This is a genomic window from Streptomyces kanamyceticus (assembly GCF_008704495.1).
Taxonomy (GTDB): Bacteria; Actinomycetota; Actinomycetes; order Streptomycetales; family Streptomycetaceae; genus Streptomyces; species Streptomyces kanamyceticus.
In genome coordinates this window covers 9,653,999-9,674,780 of record NZ_CP023699.1, presented here as the reverse complement: position 1 = coordinate 9,674,780, position 20,782 = coordinate 9,653,999, and the positions used below count along the sequence as shown (strand labels likewise).

Annotated in this window: 17 protein-coding genes; 11 read left to right on the top strand and 6 right to left on the bottom strand. The window is 73.5% G+C overall.

Going from position 1 to position 20,782, the window contains the following annotated elements; translation table 11 throughout:
- The first annotated feature begins 2 nt into the window (after positions 1 to 2).
- Genes CP970_RS41750 through CP970_RS41735 form a run of 4 tightly spaced genes read left to right on the top strand, consistent with a single transcriptional unit; the run spans position 3 to position 6,484 of the window.
- Entirely contained in the window at positions 3 to 1,721 is a 1,719-nt protein-coding gene (locus CP970_RS41750; RefSeq protein ID WP_150494632.1) for a hypothetical protein, read from the top strand.
- Between the two features lie 46 nt (positions 1,722 to 1,767).
- Positions 1,768 to 3,801 carry an ATP-binding protein gene (locus tag CP970_RS41745; protein ID WP_055557082.1) on the top strand — a complete coding sequence of 678 codons (2,034 nt, stop codon included), beginning with the start codon at positions 1,768 to 1,770 and terminating at the stop codon, positions 3,799 to 3,801.
- Positions 3,798 to 5,159, top strand: coding sequence for a hypothetical protein (locus CP970_RS41740; RefSeq protein ID WP_055557080.1), 1,362 nt, complete (start codon positions 3,798 to 3,800; stop codon positions 5,157 to 5,159). Before CP970_RS41745 ends, CP970_RS41740 begins: the two co-directional genes overlap by 4 nt.
- Positions 5,156 to 6,484 (top strand): hypothetical protein, encoded by a 1,329-nt coding sequence (locus CP970_RS41735; protein ID WP_150494631.1) that lies wholly within the window; start codon positions 5,156 to 5,158, stop codon positions 6,482 to 6,484. The genes CP970_RS41740 and CP970_RS41735 overlap by 4 nt, the downstream gene beginning before the upstream one ends.
- Before the next feature lie 27 nt (positions 6,485 to 6,511).
- On the opposite strand, the gene CP970_RS44500 is transcribed toward CP970_RS41735, so the two are convergent.
- The gene (locus tag CP970_RS44500; protein WP_191095017.1) at positions 6,512 to 6,727 is read right to left on the bottom strand and encodes a hypothetical protein; all 216 of its coding nucleotides are present in this window, start codon (positions 6,725 to 6,727) and stop codon (positions 6,512 to 6,514) included.
- 189 nt (positions 6,728 to 6,916) lie between these two features.
- Here CP970_RS44500 and CP970_RS41730 point away from each other — a divergent pair, with 189 nt between their 5' ends.
- Positions 6,917 to 8,182: a sensor histidine kinase gene (locus tag CP970_RS41730; protein ID WP_055555258.1), complete on the top strand. Its 1,266-nt coding sequence runs from the start codon at positions 6,917 to 6,919 to the stop codon at positions 8,180 to 8,182.
- Positions 8,167 to 8,814, top strand: a complete 648-nt coding sequence (locus CP970_RS41725) for a response regulator transcription factor (protein WP_055555261.1) — start codon at positions 8,167 to 8,169, stop codon at positions 8,812 to 8,814. Before CP970_RS41730 ends, CP970_RS41725 begins: the two co-directional genes overlap by 16 nt.
- 85 nt (positions 8,815 to 8,899) lie before the next feature.
- Here the strand turns inward: CP970_RS41725 and CP970_RS41720 are convergent, their stop codons facing one another.
- Complete coding sequence (locus CP970_RS41720; RefSeq protein WP_055555263.1) at positions 8,900 to 10,129, bottom strand: amidohydrolase family protein; 1,230 nt, start codon at positions 10,127 to 10,129, stop codon at positions 8,900 to 8,902.
- A 269-nt stretch (positions 10,130 to 10,398) separates the two neighbouring features.
- Positions 10,399 to 12,630 (bottom strand): catalase/peroxidase HPI, encoded by a 2,232-nt coding sequence (gene katG, locus CP970_RS41715; RefSeq protein WP_055555266.1) that lies wholly within the window; start codon positions 12,628 to 12,630, stop codon positions 10,399 to 10,401.
- A gap of 433 nt (positions 12,631 to 13,063) precedes the next feature.
- Here katG and CP970_RS41710 point away from each other — a divergent pair, with 433 nt between their 5' ends.
- The 4 genes from CP970_RS41710 to CP970_RS41695 all read left to right on the top strand — a co-directional run bounded on the left by CP970_RS41710 (position 13,064) and on the right by CP970_RS41695 (position 17,335).
- Complete coding sequence (locus CP970_RS41710; RefSeq protein WP_055555268.1) at positions 13,064 to 13,501, top strand: Fur family transcriptional regulator; 438 nt, start codon at positions 13,064 to 13,066, stop codon at positions 13,499 to 13,501.
- Positions 13,502 to 13,655: 154 nt separating this feature from the next.
- Positions 13,656 to 14,183, top strand: a complete 528-nt coding sequence (locus CP970_RS41705) for a (2Fe-2S)-binding protein (protein ID WP_055555270.1) — start codon at positions 13,656 to 13,658, stop codon at positions 14,181 to 14,183.
- On the top strand, positions 14,180 to 15,190 hold the full coding sequence (locus tag CP970_RS41700) for an FAD binding domain-containing protein (RefSeq protein WP_055555273.1): 1,011 nt from the start codon (positions 14,180 to 14,182) through the stop codon (positions 15,188 to 15,190). The genes CP970_RS41705 and CP970_RS41700 overlap by 4 nt, the downstream gene beginning before the upstream one ends.
- Positions 15,191 to 15,232: 42 nt before the next feature.
- On the top strand, positions 15,233 to 17,335 hold the full coding sequence (locus tag CP970_RS41695) for a xanthine dehydrogenase family protein molybdopterin-binding subunit (protein WP_055555275.1): 2,103 nt from the start codon (positions 15,233 to 15,235) through the stop codon (positions 17,333 to 17,335).
- 21 nt (positions 17,336 to 17,356) lie between these two features.
- Here the strand turns inward: CP970_RS41695 and CP970_RS41690 are convergent, their stop codons facing one another.
- Positions 17,357 to 17,920 carry a MarR family winged helix-turn-helix transcriptional regulator gene (locus tag CP970_RS41690; RefSeq protein WP_055555277.1) on the bottom strand — a complete coding sequence of 188 codons (564 nt, stop codon included), beginning with the start codon at positions 17,918 to 17,920 and terminating at the stop codon, positions 17,357 to 17,359.
- 70 nt (positions 17,921 to 17,990) lie between these two features.
- On the opposite strand from CP970_RS41690, the gene CP970_RS41685 reads away from it, so the two are divergent.
- Positions 17,991 to 18,710 (top strand): SDR family NAD(P)-dependent oxidoreductase, encoded by a 720-nt coding sequence (locus CP970_RS41685; protein ID WP_055555279.1) that lies wholly within the window; start codon positions 17,991 to 17,993, stop codon positions 18,708 to 18,710.
- 79 nt (positions 18,711 to 18,789) lie between these two features.
- Here CP970_RS41685 and CP970_RS41680 read toward each other — a convergent pair whose 3' ends face one another.
- Together CP970_RS41680 and CP970_RS41675 are read right to left on the bottom strand one after the other, a co-directional pair.
- Positions 18,790 to 19,656: a dioxygenase family protein gene (locus CP970_RS41680; RefSeq protein ID WP_079043986.1), complete on the bottom strand. Its 867-nt coding sequence runs from the start codon at positions 19,654 to 19,656 to the stop codon at positions 18,790 to 18,792.
- 70 nt (positions 19,657 to 19,726) lie between these two features.
- A complete protein-coding gene (locus CP970_RS41675) occupies positions 19,727 to 20,653 on the bottom strand; it encodes a helix-turn-helix transcriptional regulator (RefSeq protein WP_224059021.1) in 927 nt (308 codons plus the stop codon).
- Between the last annotated feature and the right edge of the window lie 129 nt (positions 20,654 to 20,782).

Below are 20,782 nucleotides of genomic sequence, written 5' to 3'. Positions count from 1 at the left end.
GCGTGGGCACGCGGTTGTCGATCGGCCGCTTCGTCGCGGAGGCACCGCTCGCCGACGAGCGCCGCGTCGCCCGGCTCGCGGAGTCGGTCGTACGACATGACCTCGCGCGGGCCCTCGACTCCGCCGACGTCCCGGCCGGGATCTGGTGCCTGCGCCGCCTCGACGTCCAGGTCACGCTCGACGGCGACGCCACGGACGCCGCGCTCCGCCGGGCCTGGGCCACGGCCCTGGCCACCCGCCTTGTCGAGACTCTGACCAGCCCTGGCCCCGACGTCGTCCACTACGACGGCCCCGTGCAGGCGGTCGCCGACCTGATCGCCTCGACGTCGCTCGGGCGGATTGAGCGCGCCTGGGCCTGGGAGAAGGCAGGCGTGCGGGGCCGGGGTGACCCGGACCCGGTAAGGGCGCCCGGCGCGGCGATCGTCGCGGCGCTGCGGCGGCTGTGCACGCAGAGTCCCGGCGCCGGTCTCGCGGCGCTGCTCGACGCGGTGCGTCAGGTGGGGCTGGCCGCGCCCCACCAAGCCCTGGGCGGGCCGCACTCGCGCGCCCGCTGCGGTGGCTGGCCCGCGATCGCGGCGCTGCTCGCCCCGGTGCCCGGTCCGCCGGGCGGCCTGCCGTCTCCCGTGGCCGGGCCCGGGAGCCGGAGCACCCCGCGCGGCGACGCCGAGCATGGGAACGGCAACACCTTGCCTGCCGACGCCGACCGCAGGAGCGGTAACACTCCGCCCACCGACACCGAGCCCGGGATCGTCACCACCCCGCCCGCCAACGCCATGCCCACGAACGGCACCACCCCGCCCCCCGGCGCCGAGACGCCAACCGGCCAACAGCAGAGTTCACCGCATCGCACCGCAGCCGCAGCTCCCCCAGACAGCCCCGTGCCGACCGGGCCGACCGGCCACCAGGTGCTGACCCAGGCCCTGTTCAGCCGCTCGGTGCTGGCCAGGGCGGTCGGTGGGTCGCGGCTGCGTCCGGACGCGAGCGACGCCATGGCCTGGGCGGCGCTGATCGTGGCCGAGACCGACCCCGCCGCGCTCGCCCGCCCCGACGCCGACGAACTACTGCGTGCGGTGGCCGCGCTGGGGGACGCGTCGTTTCCCGCTGCCCGCGCCGACCGTGCGTACGCCTCCACGACCGCCGAGCCGCGCTCGGCGCACCAGGAACCAGCGGGAACCACACCGGATGACACCAGCACCGGCAGGGAACCAGCCCCCGCCGCCCCCGGTCTGCCCACCCGGTGGGCCGGGCTCCTCTTCCTGCTCTCCCTCGCCCCCGCGGTCGGTCTTCCCCACGCCGTGCTCGCCGACGCCGACCTCGCCCGCCACCCCCTGCCCTGGGTCCTGCGGGCGGTGGCCGTCTCCCTCCTTCCGCTGGCCGATGACGACCCTGCCCTGGCGGCCTTCTCCGGTCTCGATCCCGTAAAGCCCCTGCCCTGGCCGCACGTTGACCACCCGACGGCCGAGGAGACGCGGGCCGTCCTTCGGCTCGGTGAGCGCTGGTCGCGGGCGGCGGCGCAGGCGCTCGGGCAGCCCGAGCGCGAGAAGGCGGCGGTGGTGCGGGGGCTGGCCGCGCGCCGGGGCACCGTCTTCCTCTCCCCCGGCTGGATCGAGGTGGTGCTCGCCTTGGACGAGGTGGACGTCGGCGTACGGGTCGCGGGTCTGGACCTCGACCCCGGCTGGATCCCCTGGCTCGGCCGCGTCATCTGCTTCCGCTACGTATGAGGCCCGCATCACGCACGGGTGACGGCCGACGGCCAGTCTTGCGGTCATGACGATCCTGGAGAGCGCGTACTCGGTGGCACCGGGTACGGAGCTGTCGCAGGAGCGCGCGAGCCTGCGCCTGTCGGCGCGCGCCGCGCGGGTCGCCCTGCGCGTCGCCGACCTGGTCGAGGCCCACTGCACGGCGGAATCCGCAGGCCCCGCCGTGGCGTTCCTGCGGTCCTGGGCCGAGCACGCCCGGCAGGCCGGTGGTACGGAGGCGCTCGACCCCGCCGAGCCTGCCGACCCCGCCGACCCGCTGGAGCGCATCCGCGCGCGGTACCGGCTGAGCCCACTGGCCACGGACCTGCTTCTCCTCGCGGGGCTCCCCGAGGAACACGAGGGCCTCGCCGCCACCTTCCGCGCGCTGCACCCGCGGGACGAGCCGCGCCCGACGCTCGGCCTGGCCGCGCTCCTGGTGGGCCCGGACGGCGAAGGGCGCCTGCTGGTCCGCCGTCAGTGCGCCCCGTGCGGAGTGATCGGCGAGGGCCTCGTGCGGCTGGGCGAAGGCCCGCTGTTCGAGCGTTCCTTCACCCTGGCCCCGGAGCTGTGGCAAGCCCTGCACGGCGTGGACACCTGGCCCGCCGAACCCGCCCGCGTGGCCGTCGACGCCCCGCCGCCCGGCCTCGACGGCTGGCTCGAACTGCCCGCCGTACGACGGGCGGTGACCGCGCTCACCTCGCCGGTGGCACGGACGGTCGTCCTCACCGACGAGGACGAGAACGTCGCCCTGAGCCGGTGTGCCGCCCTGGCGGACGCCGCCGACGTGCGCCTGGTCGCCGCGCGGGTCGCCCCCGATGCCACCGCGGCCGCGCGGCTCTTCGCGGCGCACGCGGCGGCGCGCGGTGCCGTCCCGGTGTTCTGCGGAGCGGCCACCGCACCGAACGACGCGGCGGCCGCCCCTCCTTCGCTGGATCTGGGCTGGTTGCCCGGCCCCGCCCTGGTACCCGGCCGACCGGGCGCGCTGCGGCCGACGGGGCTGCGTCCCGTCCTGACGGTCCCGTTGGGGCCGCTCACCCTCGCCGACCATCGCCGCGCCTGGTCGCGGAGCCTGCCGCGGCTGCGGCCCGTCGCGGCCGCGCTCGCCGCGCGACATCCGCTGGACCCGTCGCTCACCGCCATGGTCGCCGCCGATCTGCACAGCGGCCACCGGCTCGGTGCGCGGCCGGAGCCCGCGGACGTGTCGGCGGCCGTCCGCCACCGCGCCGGGATCAGCCTGCCGCCCGGCGTGCGCCTCAGCTCCCCGGCCGTCACCTGGGACCAGCTGGTGCTTCCGCCCGAGCCCGCGCAGCAGCTGAGGGACGCGGTCTCCCGGCTCGAACAGCGCCAACTCGTCCTGGAGGAGTGGGGGTTCGGGGAACAGGTGCGCGCCGGTCGCGGTGTCCGGCTGCTGTTCACCGGGCCGCCCGGCACCGGCAAGTCCCTCGCGGCCGCGGCACTGGCCGGGGCCGCGCGCACCGATCTGCTCGTGGTCGACATGGCCCGCCTCGTCTCGAAGTGGATCGGCGAGACGGAGAAGAACCTGGCGGGCGCCTTCGACGTCGCCGAGCGCACCCAGGCCGTACTGCTGCTCGACGAGGCGGACGTGCTGTTCGGGACGCGTACCCAGATCAAGGACGCCAACGACCGCTACGCGAACCTGGAGACCGCGTACCTGCTGCAGCGCATGGACGGCTTCGACGGGCTCGTCGTCCTCACCTCCAACCTGCGCCAGAACATCGACGCGGCGTTCCTGCGGCGCGTCGACTTCCTGGTCGAGTTCGGCATGCCCGACGCGGCGCACCGGGCCCGGCTGTGGCGACTGCACCTGCCCGAGCGAGCACGGCTCGCCGCCGACGTGGACCTGGCCGTGCTGGCCCGGATGTACCCGGTGCCCGGCGCCTGGATCCGCAACGCGGCCCTGGGCGCCGCCTATCTCGCCGCGCCGGACGGCGGGCCCATCGCGCGCGGGCACCTGCTGTGCGCACTGCGCCGTGAGTACGCGAAGGCGATGCGGCCCTATCCGGGCGACCCTCCGTCGGGCCACGGGGAGGAGAGGCCATGAGCACCTGTGCGGGGTGTGCCGCCGTGCACGACGGGCACCGGGACGGCGACCTGCCGGTCAACCCCTTCCTGGCGCTGCGCGCCCGGTACGGGATGCTGCTGGGCGAGGACGACTTCATGACCCTCATCGGCCACGGCCGCGGCAAGCTGATGCTGCACAACGCCTGGCTGCACGGCCCCGGCATCGTCCACGGCTATCACGTCACCGTGACCGTCGACGCAGAGGCACACACCCTGCGGGTCTCCGCCGGGCTCGCGGTCGACGGTCTGGGCCGTGAGCTGCACCTCGACGGCGACTGGTGCGGCGACCTGGCCGCGCTGGTCAGGGCCTTCGCGGGCGAGGGCACGGTCGGGGGCAGCGGGCAGGAGCGGACGGTCGACGCCTGGCTGAGTGCCCGCATCGACCCGTACGAGACGGCCCCGGTGCCCGCGCTCGCCGACCCGTGCGACCTGTCCCGGCAGCACACCGCCAACTCCCGTGTGGTGGAACGGGTCCGGCTGACGCTGCGCCCAGGACCGTGCCCCGCCCCGCCGCCCGCGCCCTACCACCGCGTACGCGTCCTGCTCGGTCTCGACGAGGCGGCACCCGGCGACCTGGCGGGTCACGAAGCCGCCGAGGCCGCGGCGCGCGTCGCCGAACTGCCCGAGGAGCGGCGGACCGCCGCCCTGCTCGACGCCTTTCACCGGCTGGCCGCCGCGGACGCCGCCGACCTGACCCCGTTCACCCCCGACGACGGCTCCCCCTCGCTGTTCCCTCACGACGAGCCGGGCGCCGTACCGCTGGCCGCGCTGCGGCTCCGCGTACACGGGTACGGCAAGGAGCTGCGCCTGCTCGACCACCACATCGACCTGGGCGGCCGCCCGACGCTGCTGCCGACGGCCACCGTCGCGGACCTCGTCTGCGGTCTGGCCCCCGCGCTGCTCGCCGCCCACACCGCCGTGGACGCCGGGGGGCCGCGCGTCGCACGCACGGTCGAGTGGCCGCACCCGCACGTACTGCGCCTGCGCGTCACGGCGCCCCTGCTGCGCGGTTCCCTCACGGGCCGTCCGGTGACGGTGACGTCCCTGTCGGCGCACGGCTGGGTGCACGAGGACATCGCCCGGATCGCGTACGGTCCCGACGAGCTGACCTTGAGCGTCTTCCTGCACGATCCGCCCGTCTACGACCTGGTCCGGGTCACGGTCCGGGGCACCGGCCCCACACCGGTGTTCGGCGCGCGGCCCCGGGTGCCGCTCGCGGGTCTGGTCGGCGGCCCGCCGGGCAGCGAGCACGACGGCCACGACGCGGTCCTGACGCTGCGTTCGGGGAGCGCCGCGACCGACACCGGCGACGAAGGGGACGAGGGGGACGCGCCATGAACAATCCCGAGATCAGCCGGCTGAAGCCGTTCGACGGGATGTTCCTGCGCGCGGTGCACCTGCAGCAGATCCAGCTCTACACCCAGGCCCTCTCCCGCGCGCTCGGTCTTGCGGGCGGCCCCGGCGTGGTGCACGGCTACGGCCTCGCGCTGGCCGGTGACCCGGGCAAGCCGCCGACCAGGCTCGACGTACGGCCCGGTCTCGCCGTCGACGGCGACGGCAAGGTCCTGCTCTCCTCGTCGACCATCGACAAGCCGCTGCCCGCCGCCGGGGAGGTCCTCGCCTGGCGGGTCGAACTGTTCGCGCTGGAGGAGCCGTTCGGCCACGAGAAGAGCTACGGGGACCTCTGCGTCGACCCGTGCAAGGGCGACGGCGGCGCGGCTCCCTTCGTCGGCGAGGGTGTCGGCGTGCGGCTCTCCCCGCTGGCCGTGCCCACCGGTCTCGACCAGCGCTCGGCGGCCTTCCGCAACCGCGTGGTGTCCTGGCACTTCGAACAGGAACGGCGCGCGGGCGCCCCTCTCCTCGCGGCATCCGACCGGGACCGCGCCGACGAGCAGGGCCGCCCCCTCACCGGCATCGACTGGGCGTCGCCGACCGGACCCGCGCCGGGGCCCGTGAGCATCGCGCTGCTGCTGCGTACCGCCGACGGATTCGTGGTGGACGTCTGGGCGGGCCGCCGCGACCGGGTGGGAACCGCGCCGGAGACCGGCTGGATGGGGCGGCTCGCGATGCGGCCCTGGCCGGTGTTCACCGCCCAGCTCCTGCAGTTCCAGGACCAGCTCGGCGCGGCGTGGCCCGCGACGCGCCAGGCGGCGGACCCGGCCCCCGCCGACACGCCTCCCGTCGACGTGTCCGCCCAGCTCAACAACGCCCTGGAACTGATGCGTTCGCACAAGACGCGGGAGCCGATCGACCTGGTGCGGGAGGCCCTCGACGTACTCCGCGGAGACCGGGCGGACGCGCCCAGGGTCAGCCTGGTGGATCTCGGCTTCGAGGAACTGCCGCCCGCCGGGTACCTCCCCGCCGACAGGGCGAACATCTACGACGGGATCCGTCGGCTCTTCCCCGAGCGCGCGGGCGTCGTCTTCAACGCCTACCGCGCGGACACCATCGTGGAGTTGGTGGCACGCGCCCAGCACGCGGACCGGATCCCGCTCACCCCGGGCCAGGAGGCGCCGCCGCCCAGGATCGAGATCATGGTGCCGGTCCCCGAGCCGTACACGGACGGGCACGATCTCCAGAGCACGCGCGCGTGGGTCGCCTTCCGCCGGTCCTGCCACCTGCCCCTCTACACCGAGGACCCGCTGAACAGCGACGACCGCTGACGCCGCCCGCGCACGTCTACAGCACGTCTACAGCCGCTCGGCGATCTCCCTGAGCAGCAGGAAGAGTTCCTCAGCGTCGACGGTCCTGAACGTCTGCTCGGCCGACGCCGACGACAACGTCAGGTGGTAGCGCATCTGATAGAGCAGGTGCCCGTCGTTGCGCCGGATCGTCAGCACGCCCACGAACGTGTCCCGCCCCCGCTGCGACGTCTCGGGCGGCCTGGAATGTCCTGCGGGAGTCATCACCCCGCCATCGTTCCTCCCGGCACGTCACGGGGGCGTGACGCGCGCGGCGGCAGCTCCGCGCCGTCTGCGCCTGGGCGTAGAGAGGGGTGGGTCTGGACCCACTTCTGCCCTGGTCGGGCGGGGATCGGGCGCCGAACGGTGCAGAGTGAGGAGGTACCGAGCCGTACAGCGAGGAAGTGAGAAGGAATGAAGACGCGACAGGTGACGTCGTGGGCGGCGAGCGCCGGTACGGGGTTCGCGCGGGCCTGCGTCGTGCTGGTCCTCAGCATGATCGTCCCGGCCGTCTGGGCCGCCGCGGTGGCGCTCGCGATCCGGTGGGGCGCGGGAAACCCGTGGTCGTGGCTGCCCGTCGCCCTCGTGGCCCCGGTCGCCACGCTCGCCCTGTCCCGCCCCGTCTGCCGGATGTTCCGCTCGCTCATCGCGCGGTGGACGGACACCGTCATCGCCCCCGGATACCGGCAGGCACCCCCGGTGGTGCTGATGTCCACGGGATACTGGTGGAACGGCTTCTCGTACGAGCGGACCAGTCGCGACGCCCGGCTCGACCAGCGGTGGCGGCTCCGCTGGAACGACCCCGCCAACTGGCGCGACCTGCGGTTCACGGCGGTGGTCCCGCTCACGGCGGGACTGCTCGCGGCGATCCCGCCCGCCGGTGTCGCGGCGGCGGCCCTCGGCATGGCCCAACCCGCCGTCCCCGCACGCCTCATCGGTCTCGCCGGTCTTGCCCTGGCCGTCGGCTCCGCCCCGTACGCCTGGCGGTGCGTCGAGCCGGTGGCCGTCCGGTTCCTGCGGGCCTCTCCCGCGATGGAGCTCGCGGAGCGCGTGGACGAGCTGACCGCGCAGCGCGCCGACGCGACGATCGCGCAGGCCGCCGAGATCCGCCGGATCGAACGGGACCTGCACGACGGAGCGCAGGCCCGTCTGGTCGGGCTCGGACTCTCCCTCGCGACCGCCGAGAAGCTGATGGAGACCGACCCCGAGGCGGCACGGGCGCTGATGCGCGAGGCACGGGCCGGCGCGGCCACGTCGCTGACCGAGCTCCGCGAACTGGTCAAGGGCATCAACCCGCCGGTGCTCAACGACCGCGGACTCGTCGACGCCGTCCGCGCGCTCGCCCTGGACAGCCCCCTGGAAGTGACCGTCAGCGCCCACGAACGACTCCGCCTGGACCCGCCGATCGAGTCCGCCGCGTACTTCGGAACCGCCGAGCTGCTCACCAACGCGGTCAAGCACGCCCACGCGACCCGGGCGCGCGTCTACGTCGCGCGGGACGACACCGGCATCGTCGTCACCGTCGAGGACGACGGCAGGGGCGGGGCCGACGAGCGTCCTGGCGGCGGCCTCGCGGGGCTGCGCCGCCGCCTCGCGGTCTTCGACGGCACCCTGGACATCACCAGCCCCGCGGGCGGTCCGACCTGTGTGAGGATGGCGGTCCCATGCGCATCGTCGTAGCCGAAGACCTCTACCTCCTGCGCGACGGGATGGTCCGCCTGATCGAGGCGTACGGCCACGAGGTGGTGGCGACCGCGACCACCGGGCCCGAGACGCTCGAAGCGCTCCTTGCCTGGCGGCCCGATGTCGCCGTCGTCGACGTCCGGATGCCGCCGACCCAGTCGGACGAAGGCCTGCGCGCGGCGCTCGCGGCCCGCGCCGAACTGCCCGGCCTGCCGGTCCTGATTCTCTCCCAGTACGTCGAACAGCTCTATGCGCGCGAGCTGTTGGCCGACGGGACCGGGGCCGTCGGCTATCTCCTCAAGGAGAGCGTGTTCGACGCCGACCAGTTCATCGACGCGCTGGAACGCGTCGCGGCGGGCGGCACCGCCATGGACCCCGCCGTCATCGCCAAACTGCTCTCCAGCGGATCGTCAACGCGGCGCCTCGACCGTCTCACCGAACGCGAACACTCGGTGCTGAGCCTGATGGCCGAGGGCCTCTCCAACCAGGCCATCGCCGGGCGGCTCTTCCTCAGCGACAGCGCGATCAGCAAGTACACGACGTCGCTGTTCGGCAAACTCGCCCTCACCGACGACGACAACAGCAACCGCCGCGTCCTGGCCGTCCTCGCCTACCTGAACGAGCCCTGACCCCGCCCCTCACTCTCGCCGTGCTGTGCACGGCGGTGCTCCGGGCGCGGCACCGCCCCGTCCAGCGGCGCGTCGAGGACCTCCGTCACCCAGATTCGCCCAACTGCTTGTTGCCGCTGCGGAGTTGAGCGATCCGGCCTTTGCTCGGCAGACTGTTGAAGCGCCCCGCCGCCACGACCGCCGTGACGCTCCTCAACGCCTCCAGATCCCTCAACGGGTCACCGTCCACGAGAAGGAGATCGGCCCGCAGCCCGGGGGCGATCCGGCCCGTCAGGTCGCCGACGCCGAGCGCTTGGGCACAGCCGCGCGTGGCCATGTCGAGGATCCGGTCGTTCGGGACGCCGAGGTGCGCGTAGAAGGGCAGGGCGCCGGGCAGGCCGTCGAATCCGGTGCGCTGGACTCCCGCGTCGGTGCCGACGATGACGTTCGCCCCTGCCTCGATCATCTGCCGGACCTGGTCGAACATGACGGCCGCGCGCTCCTCGCCGAAGACCTGCGGCAGCATGCGCCAGTGCGGGCTCACGGTCAGGCTGACCGCGATGTTCTCGTCGATGATGCGCCGCAGGACGTCGGGGCGCAGGTCGAAGCCGGTCTCGGTCATCCAGGTGCAGTGCTCCAGGGTGTCCACCCCCGCGCCGACCGCTTCGGCGATCGCGTCGGCTCCGTGGGCGTGCGCGGCGACCGGCAGCCCCGCGGCGTGCGCCGCGTCGACCAGGGCCGTCAGCTCCGCGGCGGAGAACTGGCTCTGCCAACTGCTCGGGCCGTCCTTGGTCAGGCCTCCCCCGCTGGTCATCACCTTGATGACGGCGGCACCCGCCTCGACGTTGCGCCGGACCAGGTCGCGTACCGCCGTCTCGCCCGAGACCTCGCCGCCCAGGAAGTGGCAGTGCCCGCCGGGCGGTGTCGCCGGAGTCCCGGCCGCGAGGACGCGCGGGCCCGCCAGGCGTCCGGCCTCGACGTCGGCGGCGACGCGGAAGGCGAGTCCGCCCCGGTCCCCGAGGTCTCGCGCGGTGGTGACCCCGGCCCGGAGCAGCTGCTCGGCGCGGCGGCACATCCGGTCGTAGAGGACCTCGTCGGCCTCCCCAAGGCCGGCGACGGGGTCGGTGCCGCCGTCGAAGATCAGGTGGACGTGGGAGTCGATGAGTCCGGGCAACACCGTTCCGGAGTGGGCGAGTCGCGGGACGTCAGGGCCCGCCTGCCGGACGATCTCCGCCTTGGGTCCGACGGCGGCGATCGCATCGCCGTCGAGGAGGACGGCGCCGCCCTCCAGGTAGGTGCCGGTGTCCGTCAGGATGCGGTCCGCGGTGATGAGCATCGGCCCATTCTCGTCGCCCGGCCGCTCCGATCAACCCGGCCGAGCCGCGACAGGGCAATCCGCGGGGCCGTCGGCGACGAATCACAGATGCGCGAAGGGCCGTGAGGGGTCTTCGCGGTGGAGGCGCGGCGGGGATCGGTCATCCCGGCGGAGTGCGGGGCCCGGTGCGGCCCCCTCCGCACGGACGCCGCCGACCACGCCTCCTGCGGGGGAAGCTGCCGCACGCCGACGGGCGTGCGGCAGCTTCATGAACCGCGTGGGACCAGCCGTCAGGCGAGGTCGAACCGGTCGAGGTTCATGACCTTGTCCCAGGCCGCGACGAAGTCCTTCACGAACTTCTCCTTCGCGTCGTCGCTCGCGTAGACCTCCGCGACCGCCCGCAGCTCGGAGTTCGAGCCGAAGACGAGGTCGGCACGGGTGCCGGTCCACTTGACCGCGCCGGTGGCCGCGTCACGGCCCTCGAACGTGGTCGCGTCCTCGGAGGTCGACGTCCACGTCGTCCCCAGGTCGAGCAGGTTGACGAAGAAGTCGTTCGTCAGGGTCCCGGGGCTCGTGGTCAGCACGCCGTGCTTGGACTGCTGGTGGTTGGCGCCCAGGACGCGGAGTCCGCCGACGAGGACGGTCAGCTCGGGGGCGCTCAGGTTCAGCAGGTTCGCCTTGTCGACGAGGAGGTACTCGGCGGGCAGGCGGTTGCCCTTGCCGACGTAGTTGCGGAACCCGTCGGCGGCGGGCTCCATCGCGGCGAAGGACTCCACGTCCGTCTGCTCCTGCGACGCGTCCGCGCGGCCGGGCGTGAAGGGGACCTGGACGTCGTGTCCCGCGTCCTTGGCGGCCTGCTCCACGGCGGCGGCGCCCGCGAGCACGATCAGGTCGGCGAGGGAGACCTGCTTGCCGCCGCTCTGGGCGGAGTTGAAGGACTCCTGGACGCCTTCCAGGGTGCGCAGGACGGTCGCCAGCTGGTCGGGCTGGTTGACCTCCCAGCCGCTCTGCGGCTGCAGGCGCACGCGCGCGCCGTTGGCGCCGCCGCGCTTGTCGCTGCCGCGGAAGGACGAGGCCGAGGCCCACGCGGCGGAGACCAGCTGGGAGACCGTGAGGTCCGTGGCGAGCACCTGGGCCTTGAGGGACGCGATGTCCGCGGCGTCGACCAGCGCGTGCGTCACCGCTGGGACCGGGTCCTGCCAGAGCAGCGTCTCGGAGGGGACCTCCGGGCCGAGGTAGCGCACGACCGGGCCCATGTCACGGTGGGTCAGCTTGTACCAGGCGCGGGCGAACGCGTCCGCGAACTCGGCGGGGTTCTCGTGGAAGCGCCGCGAGATCTGCTCGTACGCCGGGTCGAACCGGAGCGAGAGGTCGGTCGTCAGCATCGTCGGGGCGTGCTTCTTCGACGCGTCGAAGGCGTCGGGCACCGTGCCCGCGCCCCCGCCGTCCTTGGGCCGCCACTGGTGCGCGCCCGCGGGGCTCTTGAAGAGCTCCCACTCGTAGCCGAAGAGGATGTCGAAGAAGCTGTTGTCCCACGTGGTGGGGGTGTCGGTCCAGATGCCTTCGAGGCCACTGGTGATCGCGTCGGCGCCGACGCCGGTGCCGTGCGAGCTCTTCCAGCCCAGGCCCTGCTGCTCGAGCGGGGCGGCCTCGGGGTCGTCGCCGACGGCGTCGGCCGGGCCCGCGCCGTGGGTCTTGCCGAAGGTGTGACCGCCCGCGACCAGGGCGACCGTCTCCTCGTCGTTCATCGCCATCCGGCGGAACGTCTCACGGATGTCGCGGGCCGCGGCGATCGGGTCCGGGGTGCCGTTCGGGCCCTCGGGGTTGACGTAGATGAGGCCCATCTGGACCGCGCCGAGCGGGTTCTCCAGCTCGCGGTCGCCGGTGTAGCGCTCGTCGCCGAGCCAGGTGGTCTCGGGGCCCCAGTACACGTCCTCGTCGGGCTCCCAGGCGTCGGCGCGGCCGCCGCCGAAGCCGAAGGTCTCGAAGCCCATCTGCTCCAGGGCGACGTTGCCGGTGAGGACGAGCAGGTCGGCCCAGGAGAGGTTCTTGCCGTACTTCTTCTTGACCGGCCACAGCAGGCGGCGGGCCTTGTCGAGGCTGGCGTTGTCCGGCCAGCTGTTGAGGGGCGCGAAGCGCTGCTGGCCCGTCCCCGCGCCGCCGCGGCCGTCGCTGATGCGGTAGGTGCCCGCGCTGTGCCACGCCATCCGGATCATCAGGGGGCCGTAGTTGCCGAAGTCGGCGGGCCACCAGTCCTGCGAGGTCGTCAGGACCTCGGCGATGTCCCGTTTCACGCTCGGCAGGTCGAGGCTCTTGAACGCCTCGGCGTAGTCGAACTCCTCGCCGAGCGGGTTCGCCACGGCGGGGTTCTTGGCGAGGATCTTCAAGTTGAGCCGCTCGGGCCACCATTGGCGGTTTCCGCCGCCCTGCGTCGGGTGCGGCGCGCGACCGTGCGCGACCGGGCAGCCGGTCGCTTCCTCCGGCTTCGGGTCGGTGACGATCGCGTCGTGGTTCTCAGTCATGCGAATCCTTCCGGACGGGGCGGATCACGGTGCTCAGAAACTGCGGGGCGGTTGACTCACTCGGGGCGCGGACCCCGTGGACGGCCTCGGGCCCCGCCGACCGGGAGGACACGGTCGACGGACGCGGTCGGGCGAAGGGGGGAGCGGGAGGGAAACGGGTGGGGAACGCGGTCGGACCGACGGCACGCCGTCGTGCGGCTCGCCGTCCGGCGGCTCGCCGTCCGGATGGCCCGCGAGCGGGACACCGGATGCCGTGGCGAGCGGACCCGCCTCCTGAAGTCACGCGTCTTCCCCTGCTGTTGCTCTGTCCCTCGTGCACTGACCCTTGGCTGTTGGCCGGAACCGATCCTACGATGGACCAAGTCCAAGTCAATACGCCAGACAGGGCTGTACGGAAACATTCGTCTGACGATGCACAGTGAGGCTGGTGCGCATGAGTGACCTGCTCGAACGGCTCCGCGGGCGAGGCTGGCGGATGACCGCTCAGCGCCGGGTGGTCGCCGAGGTGCTCGACGGCGAACACGTCCACCTCACCGCCGACGAAGTCCTCGCGCGCGCCACGGCCCGACTGCCGGAGATCTCCCGCGCCACGGTCTACAACACCCTCGGCGAACTCGTCACGCTCGGCGAGGTGATCGAGGTGGCCACGATCGGCCGCGCCAAACGGTACGACCCGAACGCCCACCGCCCCCACCAGCACCTGACGTGCTCGGGCTGCGGCGCGATCCGTGACGTCCACCCCGTCGGCGACCCCCTGGACGAGCTGCCCGCCACGGAGCGCTTCGGCTTCAGCGTCTCCGGAGCGGAGGTCACCTACTGGGGGCGGTGCCCGGACTGCGCGCGTACGTCCACTCAGCCGACGCCGCACTGAACCGCAGGCTGCTGCGGCGCCGGTCGGGCCGGTCCCGACGGCCCCCGACCGGCCCTGTCCCCGCTCCCCCGGCATGCCGGAAAGCGCGTCCTGGCCCAGGCTGGACGGGCGGCCGCATCCCGGGGCCGCGCCGCAGCGTAGGGAGCAGAGCGCCATGGCAGCCGAGGTGTTCCGGTCGGAGGTGCCGCTGACGGTGAACGGCGAGCGCCGCTCCCCCGTCGTCGACCACCGCTCGACGCTCCTTGACGTACTCCGCGAGCAGCTGGACCTGACCGGCGCCAAGAAGGGCTGCGATCACGGGCAGTGCGGCGCCTGCACCGTTCTCGTCGACGGGCGCCGCGCCAACAGCTGCCTGCTCCTTGCCGTGGCCTGCGAGGGATGCGAGATCACCACCGTGGAGGGGCTGCGCGGCGCCGACGGCGAGGCGCCGCACCCCCTGCAGCGGGCCTTCGTGGAGCGTGACGCCTTCCAGTGCGGGTACTGCACCCCCGGCCAGCTGTGCTCGGCCGTCGGCATGCTCGCGGAAGCCGCGGCGGGCCACCCGTCGCACGTCACGAAGCCGGGCGCGGCGGTCCCTGTCGCGCTGGACAGGGACGAGATCCGCGAGCGGCTCAGCGGGAACCTGTGCCGCTGCGGCGCCTATCCGCACATCGTCGAGGCCGTCGAGGACGTGGCCCTGTGAAGCCCTTCATGTACGTCCGCGCGCACAGCGTCGACGAGGCGACCGCGGCCCACGCGGGCCGCCCCACCTCCCGCTATCTGGGCGGCGGCACCAATCTCGTGGACCTGATGAAGCTGGGCGTGGAACGGCCGGGCACCCTGATCGACGTCAGCGGCCTGCCGCTGGACTCGGTCGAGGAGCTCCCCGACGGTTCGGTCCGGGTCGGCGCGACGGTGCGCAACAGCAACCTCGCCGCCCACCCCCTGATCCGCGACCGCTACCCCGTGCTGTCCCAGGCGTTGCTCGCGGGCGCGTCGGGACAGCTGCGCAACGTGGCCACGACCGGTGGCAACCTGCTCCAGCGCACCCGCTGCCCGTACTTCCAGGACCTGGCCAAGCCGTGCAACAAGCGGGAGCCCGGCACCGGTTGCGGGGCCCTGGACGGCGTCCACCGCGACCACGCGGTGCTCGGCCACTCCCCGCAGTGCGTCGCCACCCACCCCTCCGACATGGCGGTGGCGCTCGCCGCCCTGGACGCCCGGGTCGAGCTGCACGGCGCGCGCGGCCAGCGGGCCCTGCCCGTCGCCGAGTTCCACCGGCTGCCCGGCGACAGGCCCGACCTGGACACCGAGATCACGCACGGCGAGCTCGTCACCGGCGTGCTGCTGCCGCCCACGACCGCGGGTGTGCCGTGCGCCTATCGCAAGGTGCGCGACCGCGCCTCGTTCGCCTTCGCGCTGGTGTCCGTGGCCGTGCTCCTGGACGTCGAGGACTCCGTCGTACGCCAGGTGCGGATCGCGTTCGGCGGTCTGGCCCACCGGCCGTGGCGGGCGACGCGTGCCGAGGGGGCGCTGCTCGGCGCCGCACCGTCCGGTGCCGCGTTCGAGCGGGCCCTCGACGCGGAGCTGTCCGCCGCGGAGCCGCTGCGGGAGAACGCGTTCAAGGTGCGCCTGGCCCGCGATCTTGCGTGCGACGTGCTGCGCCGCCTGTCACCATCACCCCAGCCACCGCTGTCCCCTCAGGGCTGACCGCACGACGTCGACCCGCCCTCCGCGAGCAGGGAGAACACCATGTCGGACACCGCGAGCGCGCTCGGGGCGGCGGCCGAGCGCAGGGAGGGCCCGGACAAGGTGACCGGGTCCGCCCGTTACGCCGCCGAGCACACTCCCGAGGGCTGCGCCTACGCCTGGCCGGTCCCTGCCACCGTGGCGCGCGGCGAGGTCACCGGCATCGACGACGCGGCGGCGCTCGCGCTGCCCGGCGTCGTCGGTGTCCTCAGCCATCTGAACGCGCCGCGCCTGGCCGAGCCCGATGACGCGACCCTCGCCGTGCTGCGGGACGCGCGCGTGCCGCACCGGGGCTGGTACGTCGCGCTCGTCGTCGCCGACAGCCTGGAGGCGGCGCGCGAGGGCGCCGGTGCCGTCCGCGTCACGTACGCCGAGGAGCCGCACGACGTCACGCTGCGGGCCGGTCATCCCGACGCCTACGTCCCGGAGGACACCGACGGCACCTCGGGAGAGCACGTGCGCGGCGATGCCGAAGGAGCGTTCGCCCGCGCGCCCGCCCACGTCGACGCCACCTACCGGGTGCCCCCGCTGCACAACCACCCCATGGAGCCGCACGCGGCCACCGCCCGCTGGCAGGACGGGCACCTGACCGTGCACGACAGCAGCCAGGGCACCACCACCGTCCGCAACGTCCTGGCGGGCCTCTTCGCGCTGCCCAGGGACCACGTCACCGTCATCTCCGAGCACGTCGGCGGCGGCTTCGGCTGCAAGGGCACGCCCCGGCCGCACGTGGTGCTCGCCGCCCTGGCCGCCCGCGTCACCGGGCGTCCTGTCAAACTCGTGCTGCCCCGGCGCCAGTTGGCGACCGTGGTGGGCCACCGGTCGCCGACGCTGCACCGCGTGCGCCTCGGGGCCGAGGCCGACGGCACGCTGACCTCCGTGATCCACGAGGTGACCGCGCACACCTCGCGCGTCAAGGAGTTCGTCGAGACGGCCACGGCCGCCACCCGCGTCATGTACGCCTCACCGCACGGGCGCACCACCCAGAGGGTTCTCGCGCTCGACGTGCCGAGCCCCTCCTGGATGCGGGCGCCCGGCGAGGCACCGGGGATGTACGCGCTGGAGTCGGCGATGGACGAACTCGCGTCGTCCCTCGGCATCGACCCCGTCGAACTGCGGCTGCGCAACGACACCCGGACCGAGCCCGACAGCTCCCTGCCCTTCAGCAGCCGTCACCTCGCCGAGTGCCTGCGCGAAGGAGCCCGCCGCTTCGGCTGGTCCGCGCGCGACCCGCGGCCCCGCTCACACGCCGAAGGTCCCGTCCTGGTGGGCAGCGGCGTCGCTTCGGCGACCTACCCGGTGCTCGTCTCGCCGTCCCGGGCGAGCGCCCACGCCCTGCCCGACGGCAGCTTCGTGGTGCGGATCAACGCCACCGACATCGGCACGGGCGCCCGCACCGTGCTCGCCCAGATCGCCGCCGACACCCTCGGCGCCCCGCTGGAGCGCGTGCGCACCGACATCGGCAGCAGCGACCTGCCCGCCGCGCCGCTCGCGGGCGGCTCCTCCGGCACGGCCTCCTGGGGCTGGGCGGTCCACGAAGCCTGTACGGAACTGGCGGCGCTCCTGTCCGCGCGGCGAGGCGCGCCGCTCCCGCCCGAGGGCCTGTCCGCCACGGCGGACACGGCGGGCACGGCCGACGCGGACAGCGACTTCTCCCGGCACTCCTTCGGCGCCCACTTCGCCGAGGTCGGCGTCGACACGGTCACCGGAGAGGTGCGCGTACGCCGACTGCTCGGCGTCTACGCGGCCGGGCGGATCCTCAACCCGCACACCGCGCGCTCGCAGTTCATCGGCGGGATGACCATGGGCTTGGGAATGGCACTGACGGAGGGCAGCACGATGGACGCGGCCTTCGGTGACTTCGCGGAGTGCGACCTGGCCGCGTACCACGTACCGGCGCACGCGGACGTCCCCGCGATCGAGGCGCACTGGATCGACGAGGAGGATCCCCACCTCAACCCCATGGGGAGCAAGGGCATCGGCGAGATCGGCATCGTCGGAACGGCGGCCGCGATCGGCAACGCGGTGCACCACGCCACCGGGGTGCGGCTGCGGGAGCTGCCCCTCACGCCGGACCGTGTGCTGGATGCCCGGCCGGGCTCTTGAGGCTGTCCGTGGTGGGGGCCGTCAGACCTGGCCGACCTGGCCGACCTGGGAGATCGTGTGGTCGCCGACGCGGGACTGCACGTCCTGGAGCAAGGTGCGCAGCAGGTCCGACAGCTGGGTCCGCTGTTCGGGGGTGAGTGCGTCGATGAGCTCGGCCTCCCGGTGGAGGACCTGGTCCACGGACGCATCGACGAGCTCGTGACCGGCCTCGGTGAGGGTGACGAGGATGGTGCGCGTGCGGCCCGGTGCGGGCTCCCTGGTGACGAGGCCCTCGCCCTCTGCGCGGCCGACGCGCTGCGAGACGGCGCCAGCCGTGACCATCGAACGCCGTGCCAGCTCCCGGGTGCTGAGGGCGTACGGGGAACCGCTGCGGCGCAGCGTGCTGAGCAGGTCGAGGGTGGCGGTGTCGACCCCGGCGCGGGTCAGGACGCGGCGCCGGTCGTCGCCGAAGAGCTTGGCCAGCTGCCAGATCGGGGTGACGATCGTGATCGAGTCGACGGGGGTGCCGGGGCGTTCCCGCTGCCATGCGTCGGCGATGTCCTGGGCTGACGACGGGGCTGATTCCGACTGGGACTGGCTTGCCATGGGCGGGCTCCCGAGTGTTACGTTCAGCTCTACATTTAGAGCTAAACGACTCTGATTCGGAGCTCAGCATATGGCACGCAGCATCCTTGTCACCGGTGGCGGCACGGGCATCGGCCGCGCCGTCGCGCTCCTCTTCGCCGAGCAGGGCGAGCACGTGACGATCACAGGGCGCAGGGCCGCGCCGATCGAGGAACTCGCACGGATCAGCGGCGTGCGGGCCCTCGTGTGCGACCACACCGACCCTGCGGCGCTGACCCGGCTCCTCGACGAACTGCCGGAGCGCGTCGACGTGTTGGTCAACAACGCGGGCGGCAACACCGCCTTCGACGCCGACGGCGGCACCGACCTGGCTTCGTACGCCCGGGACTTCCGCGCCAACATCGAGGCGAATCTGGTCACTGCGGCGCTGACCACGAAGGCACTCGACGAGCGTCTCGCCGAGGGCGGTGCCGTCGTGCACATCGGGTCGATCGCCGCCGACCAGGGCGCCGGTTCGTACGGCGCGTCCAAGGCCGGGCTCGCCACCTGGAACATCAGCCTGGCGCACGAGCTCGGCGCACGCGGCATCACCGCCAACGTCGTCGCGCCCGGCTACATCGCCGACACCGAGTTCTTCCGGGACAAGCTCACGGACGAACGGCGCGGGCAGCTGGTGGCCAACACCGCGACCGGCCGTCCCGGCTCCCCCGAGGACGTCGCCGGTGCGGTCGCCTTCCTCGCCTCGCCCGCGGCCCGCCACGTCACCGGGCAGGTCCTGCACGTCAACGGGGGCGCGCACACCACGCGTTGAGCACGCACGCGTGCGCCGTGCACCGGAGGACGACAGCTCCGGTGCACGGACCGAGGAACGACGGTGCGGGGGCAGTCCGCTACACGGCGCGCCACAGCGAGGGCGCGTTGGGCGGTTCCCAGCCTCGCTGGGCGGTGTGTGCCTGAAGACACTGATAGGTGCGACCGTCATAGGTGACACGGGCTCCGCTGCTGTAGGCGGTGCCCGCGGCCCATGTGCCGCCGCCGGGCGGCTGGGTGGGCGGCTCCCCGATGTTCAGGACGAAGTCGAAGTCGGCCTGCTTCGCGTTCCCGACGTCGCGCACGTTCATCAGCAGGCGGGGGTCGAAGAGCGAGTCGGTGTTGTTGCGGGGTTCGCCGGGGAAGTACAGCTGGGTGGTCAGGATCGGGCGGCCGGGGGCCTGGACCTTCACGTGCAAGTGCCTGGTGCGGCCCGGGTAGAGGCCCGGCACGATCGTGGTGAGGGTGAAGGCGCCGCCCGCGTCGGTGAACTGGTGGCCGCGGAACTTGAAGCCCGTGTTGTCGTAGTTGCCGTTGGTGTCGGCCTGCCAGAAGTCGAGCAGCGCGTGCGCCACCGGCTTGCAGGTGCGGGTGAAGACGTAGCCGGTCACGGTCAGCCGGACCCCGACGGTGCCGGGCTCGAGGAGCGAGGAGCGCTCCGGGGAGTTGGGTTTGAAGTAGGGGCCCTCCATCTGCGGGATCGTCGGGTCGTCGCCGTCGTCACAGGTCGGGGTCGCGTCGAGGACCCGGCCCTGTCCGTCGGCGGTGCGGGCCAGAGCGGGTATGCCCATCATGGCCACCGGCACGGACATGCCGACGGCGGCCGCGGCCCTCAGGACCGTCTTGCGGCTGGGGCCGCCGCGGGTCCCACGGGAGTCCTCCGCGGCGGGCGCGCCATCGGGGGTACGAGAGCTGTCGGCGGTACGAGGGTCGGGCTCGTGGTCCATCGCTCCTCCTTCGCAACAGGGGTCCGACCCCGCGCTTTCGGCGCGGGCTCGGCCCGGATCGGCTACGAAGCTAAGCGGAAGGATCGGGGCGGGCGATGGACTCAAGTCGGTGGTCGTGGTGAATATCGCCGGACCCGCGGCGGTAGTCGCCGGGGCTCGTGCCGGTCTCCCTGCGGAAGAACCGGCAGAAATAGGCAGGGTCGCCGACGCCGACCCGCTCGGCGATCTGACGCACCGACAACTCCGTACGAAGCAAGAGCCGTTGAGCCTCCCGGATGCGTGCCTGCCGGATCAGCTCGCCGGGCGTACGGCCCGTGAACACCTTGACCGCCTCGCTGAGGTAGCTCACCGAGACGCCGAGTCTTCGCGCGCCCTCACGCACCGAGAGCGGGCAGCTGTCGGGGGTGCCGAGCAGGCCCACGAAGTCCGTGGCCACCAGGCCCGGGCGGGAGGAGCCCGCGCTGTGCGTCCGCTCGGGCCCGGCGGGTTCCTGGTGCGGCCGGGCCGCCGGTGAGGCGTCCAGGCGGACGGCGCGCACCACGAGGATGTGCAGCAGGGAGCGCAGCACGCTCGCGAAGCCGTCGGCTCCCGCCCGGTACTCGGCGTCCATCTCGTCGATGAGGCGCGCGGTCACCTCCGCTTCCCGCGGCGGCAGTTCGAGCCAGGAACGCCGCCCGAGCGCGCGCAGGACGGACTGGTCGCCGGGGTGGTCGACGAGGAACTCGTCGGTGAACAGGACCACCCGGCCCTCCAGACCGGTGACCGCGTCCCAGTGGTGGACCTGCCCGGGCGCCAGGAAGCAGAGGTTCGGCGGGCGAAGCGCGAACCGGGACAGGTCGACGACGTGATGACCGCTGCCGCCGGTCACCTGCACGATCTCGTGGAAGGTGTGGCGGTGCGGGAAGGTGGCGCGGGACATCGCGCCGATGGTGTCGAAGGTGCCCATCGCGAACGGCAGGCCGTTGGGCATCGGCACTTCGAGCCGGTGCATGGGCATGCCCTCACCGCACGGCTCTCCGTTGCGCCCGTGACCGGGCAAGACCGTCGTGCCACGCATCCGCACCCTCCCCATCCCGGAGCGGCTCCGTCCAGAGACCGCTCGTCCAGGAACGACCTACCCGCAGAA

Excerpts from the sequence above, each read along its gene's own strand:
- CP970_RS41745 (WP_055557082.1), top strand. The coding sequence starts at position 1,768 with ATGACGATCCTGGAGAGCGCGTACTCGGTGGCACCGGGTACGGAGCTG.
- CP970_RS41740 (WP_055557080.1), top strand. The coding sequence starts at position 3,798 with ATGAGCACCTGTGCGGGGTGTGCCGCCGTGCACGACGGGCACCGGGAC.
- CP970_RS41735 (WP_150494631.1), top strand. The coding sequence starts at position 5,156 with ATGAACAATCCCGAGATCAGCCGGCTGAAGCCGTTCGACGGGATGTTC.
- CP970_RS44500 (WP_191095017.1), bottom strand. The coding sequence starts at position 6,727 with ATGACTCCCGCAGGACATTCCAGGCCGCCCGAGACGTCGCAGCGGGGG.
- CP970_RS41730 (WP_055555258.1), top strand. The coding sequence starts at position 6,917 with ATGAAGACGCGACAGGTGACGTCGTGGGCGGCGAGCGCCGGTACGGGG.
- CP970_RS41725 (WP_055555261.1), top strand. The coding sequence starts at position 8,167 with ATGCGCATCGTCGTAGCCGAAGACCTCTACCTCCTGCGCGACGGGATG.
- CP970_RS41720 (WP_055555263.1), bottom strand. The coding sequence starts at position 10,129 with ATGCTCATCACCGCGGACCGCATCCTGACGGACACCGGCACCTACCTG.
- katG (WP_055555266.1), bottom strand. The coding sequence starts at position 12,630 with ATGACTGAGAACCACGACGCGATCGTCACCGACCCGAAGCCGGAGGAA.
- CP970_RS41710 (WP_055555268.1), top strand. The coding sequence starts at position 13,064 with ATGAGTGACCTGCTCGAACGGCTCCGCGGGCGAGGCTGGCGGATGACC.
- CP970_RS41705 (WP_055555270.1), top strand. The coding sequence starts at position 13,656 with ATGGCAGCCGAGGTGTTCCGGTCGGAGGTGCCGCTGACGGTGAACGGC.
- CP970_RS41695 (WP_055555275.1), top strand. The coding sequence starts at position 15,233 with ATGTCGGACACCGCGAGCGCGCTCGGGGCGGCGGCCGAGCGCAGGGAG.
- CP970_RS41690 (WP_055555277.1), bottom strand. The coding sequence starts at position 17,920 with ATGGCAAGCCAGTCCCAGTCGGAATCAGCCCCGTCGTCAGCCCAGGAC.
- CP970_RS41685 (WP_055555279.1), top strand. The coding sequence starts at position 17,991 with ATGGCACGCAGCATCCTTGTCACCGGTGGCGGCACGGGCATCGGCCGC.
- CP970_RS41680 (WP_079043986.1), bottom strand. The coding sequence starts at position 19,656 with ATGGACCACGAGCCCGACCCTCGTACCGCCGACAGCTCTCGTACCCCC.
- CP970_RS41675 (WP_224059021.1), bottom strand. The coding sequence starts at position 20,653 with ATGCCCATGCACCGGCTCGAAGTGCCGATGCCCAACGGCCTGCCGTTC.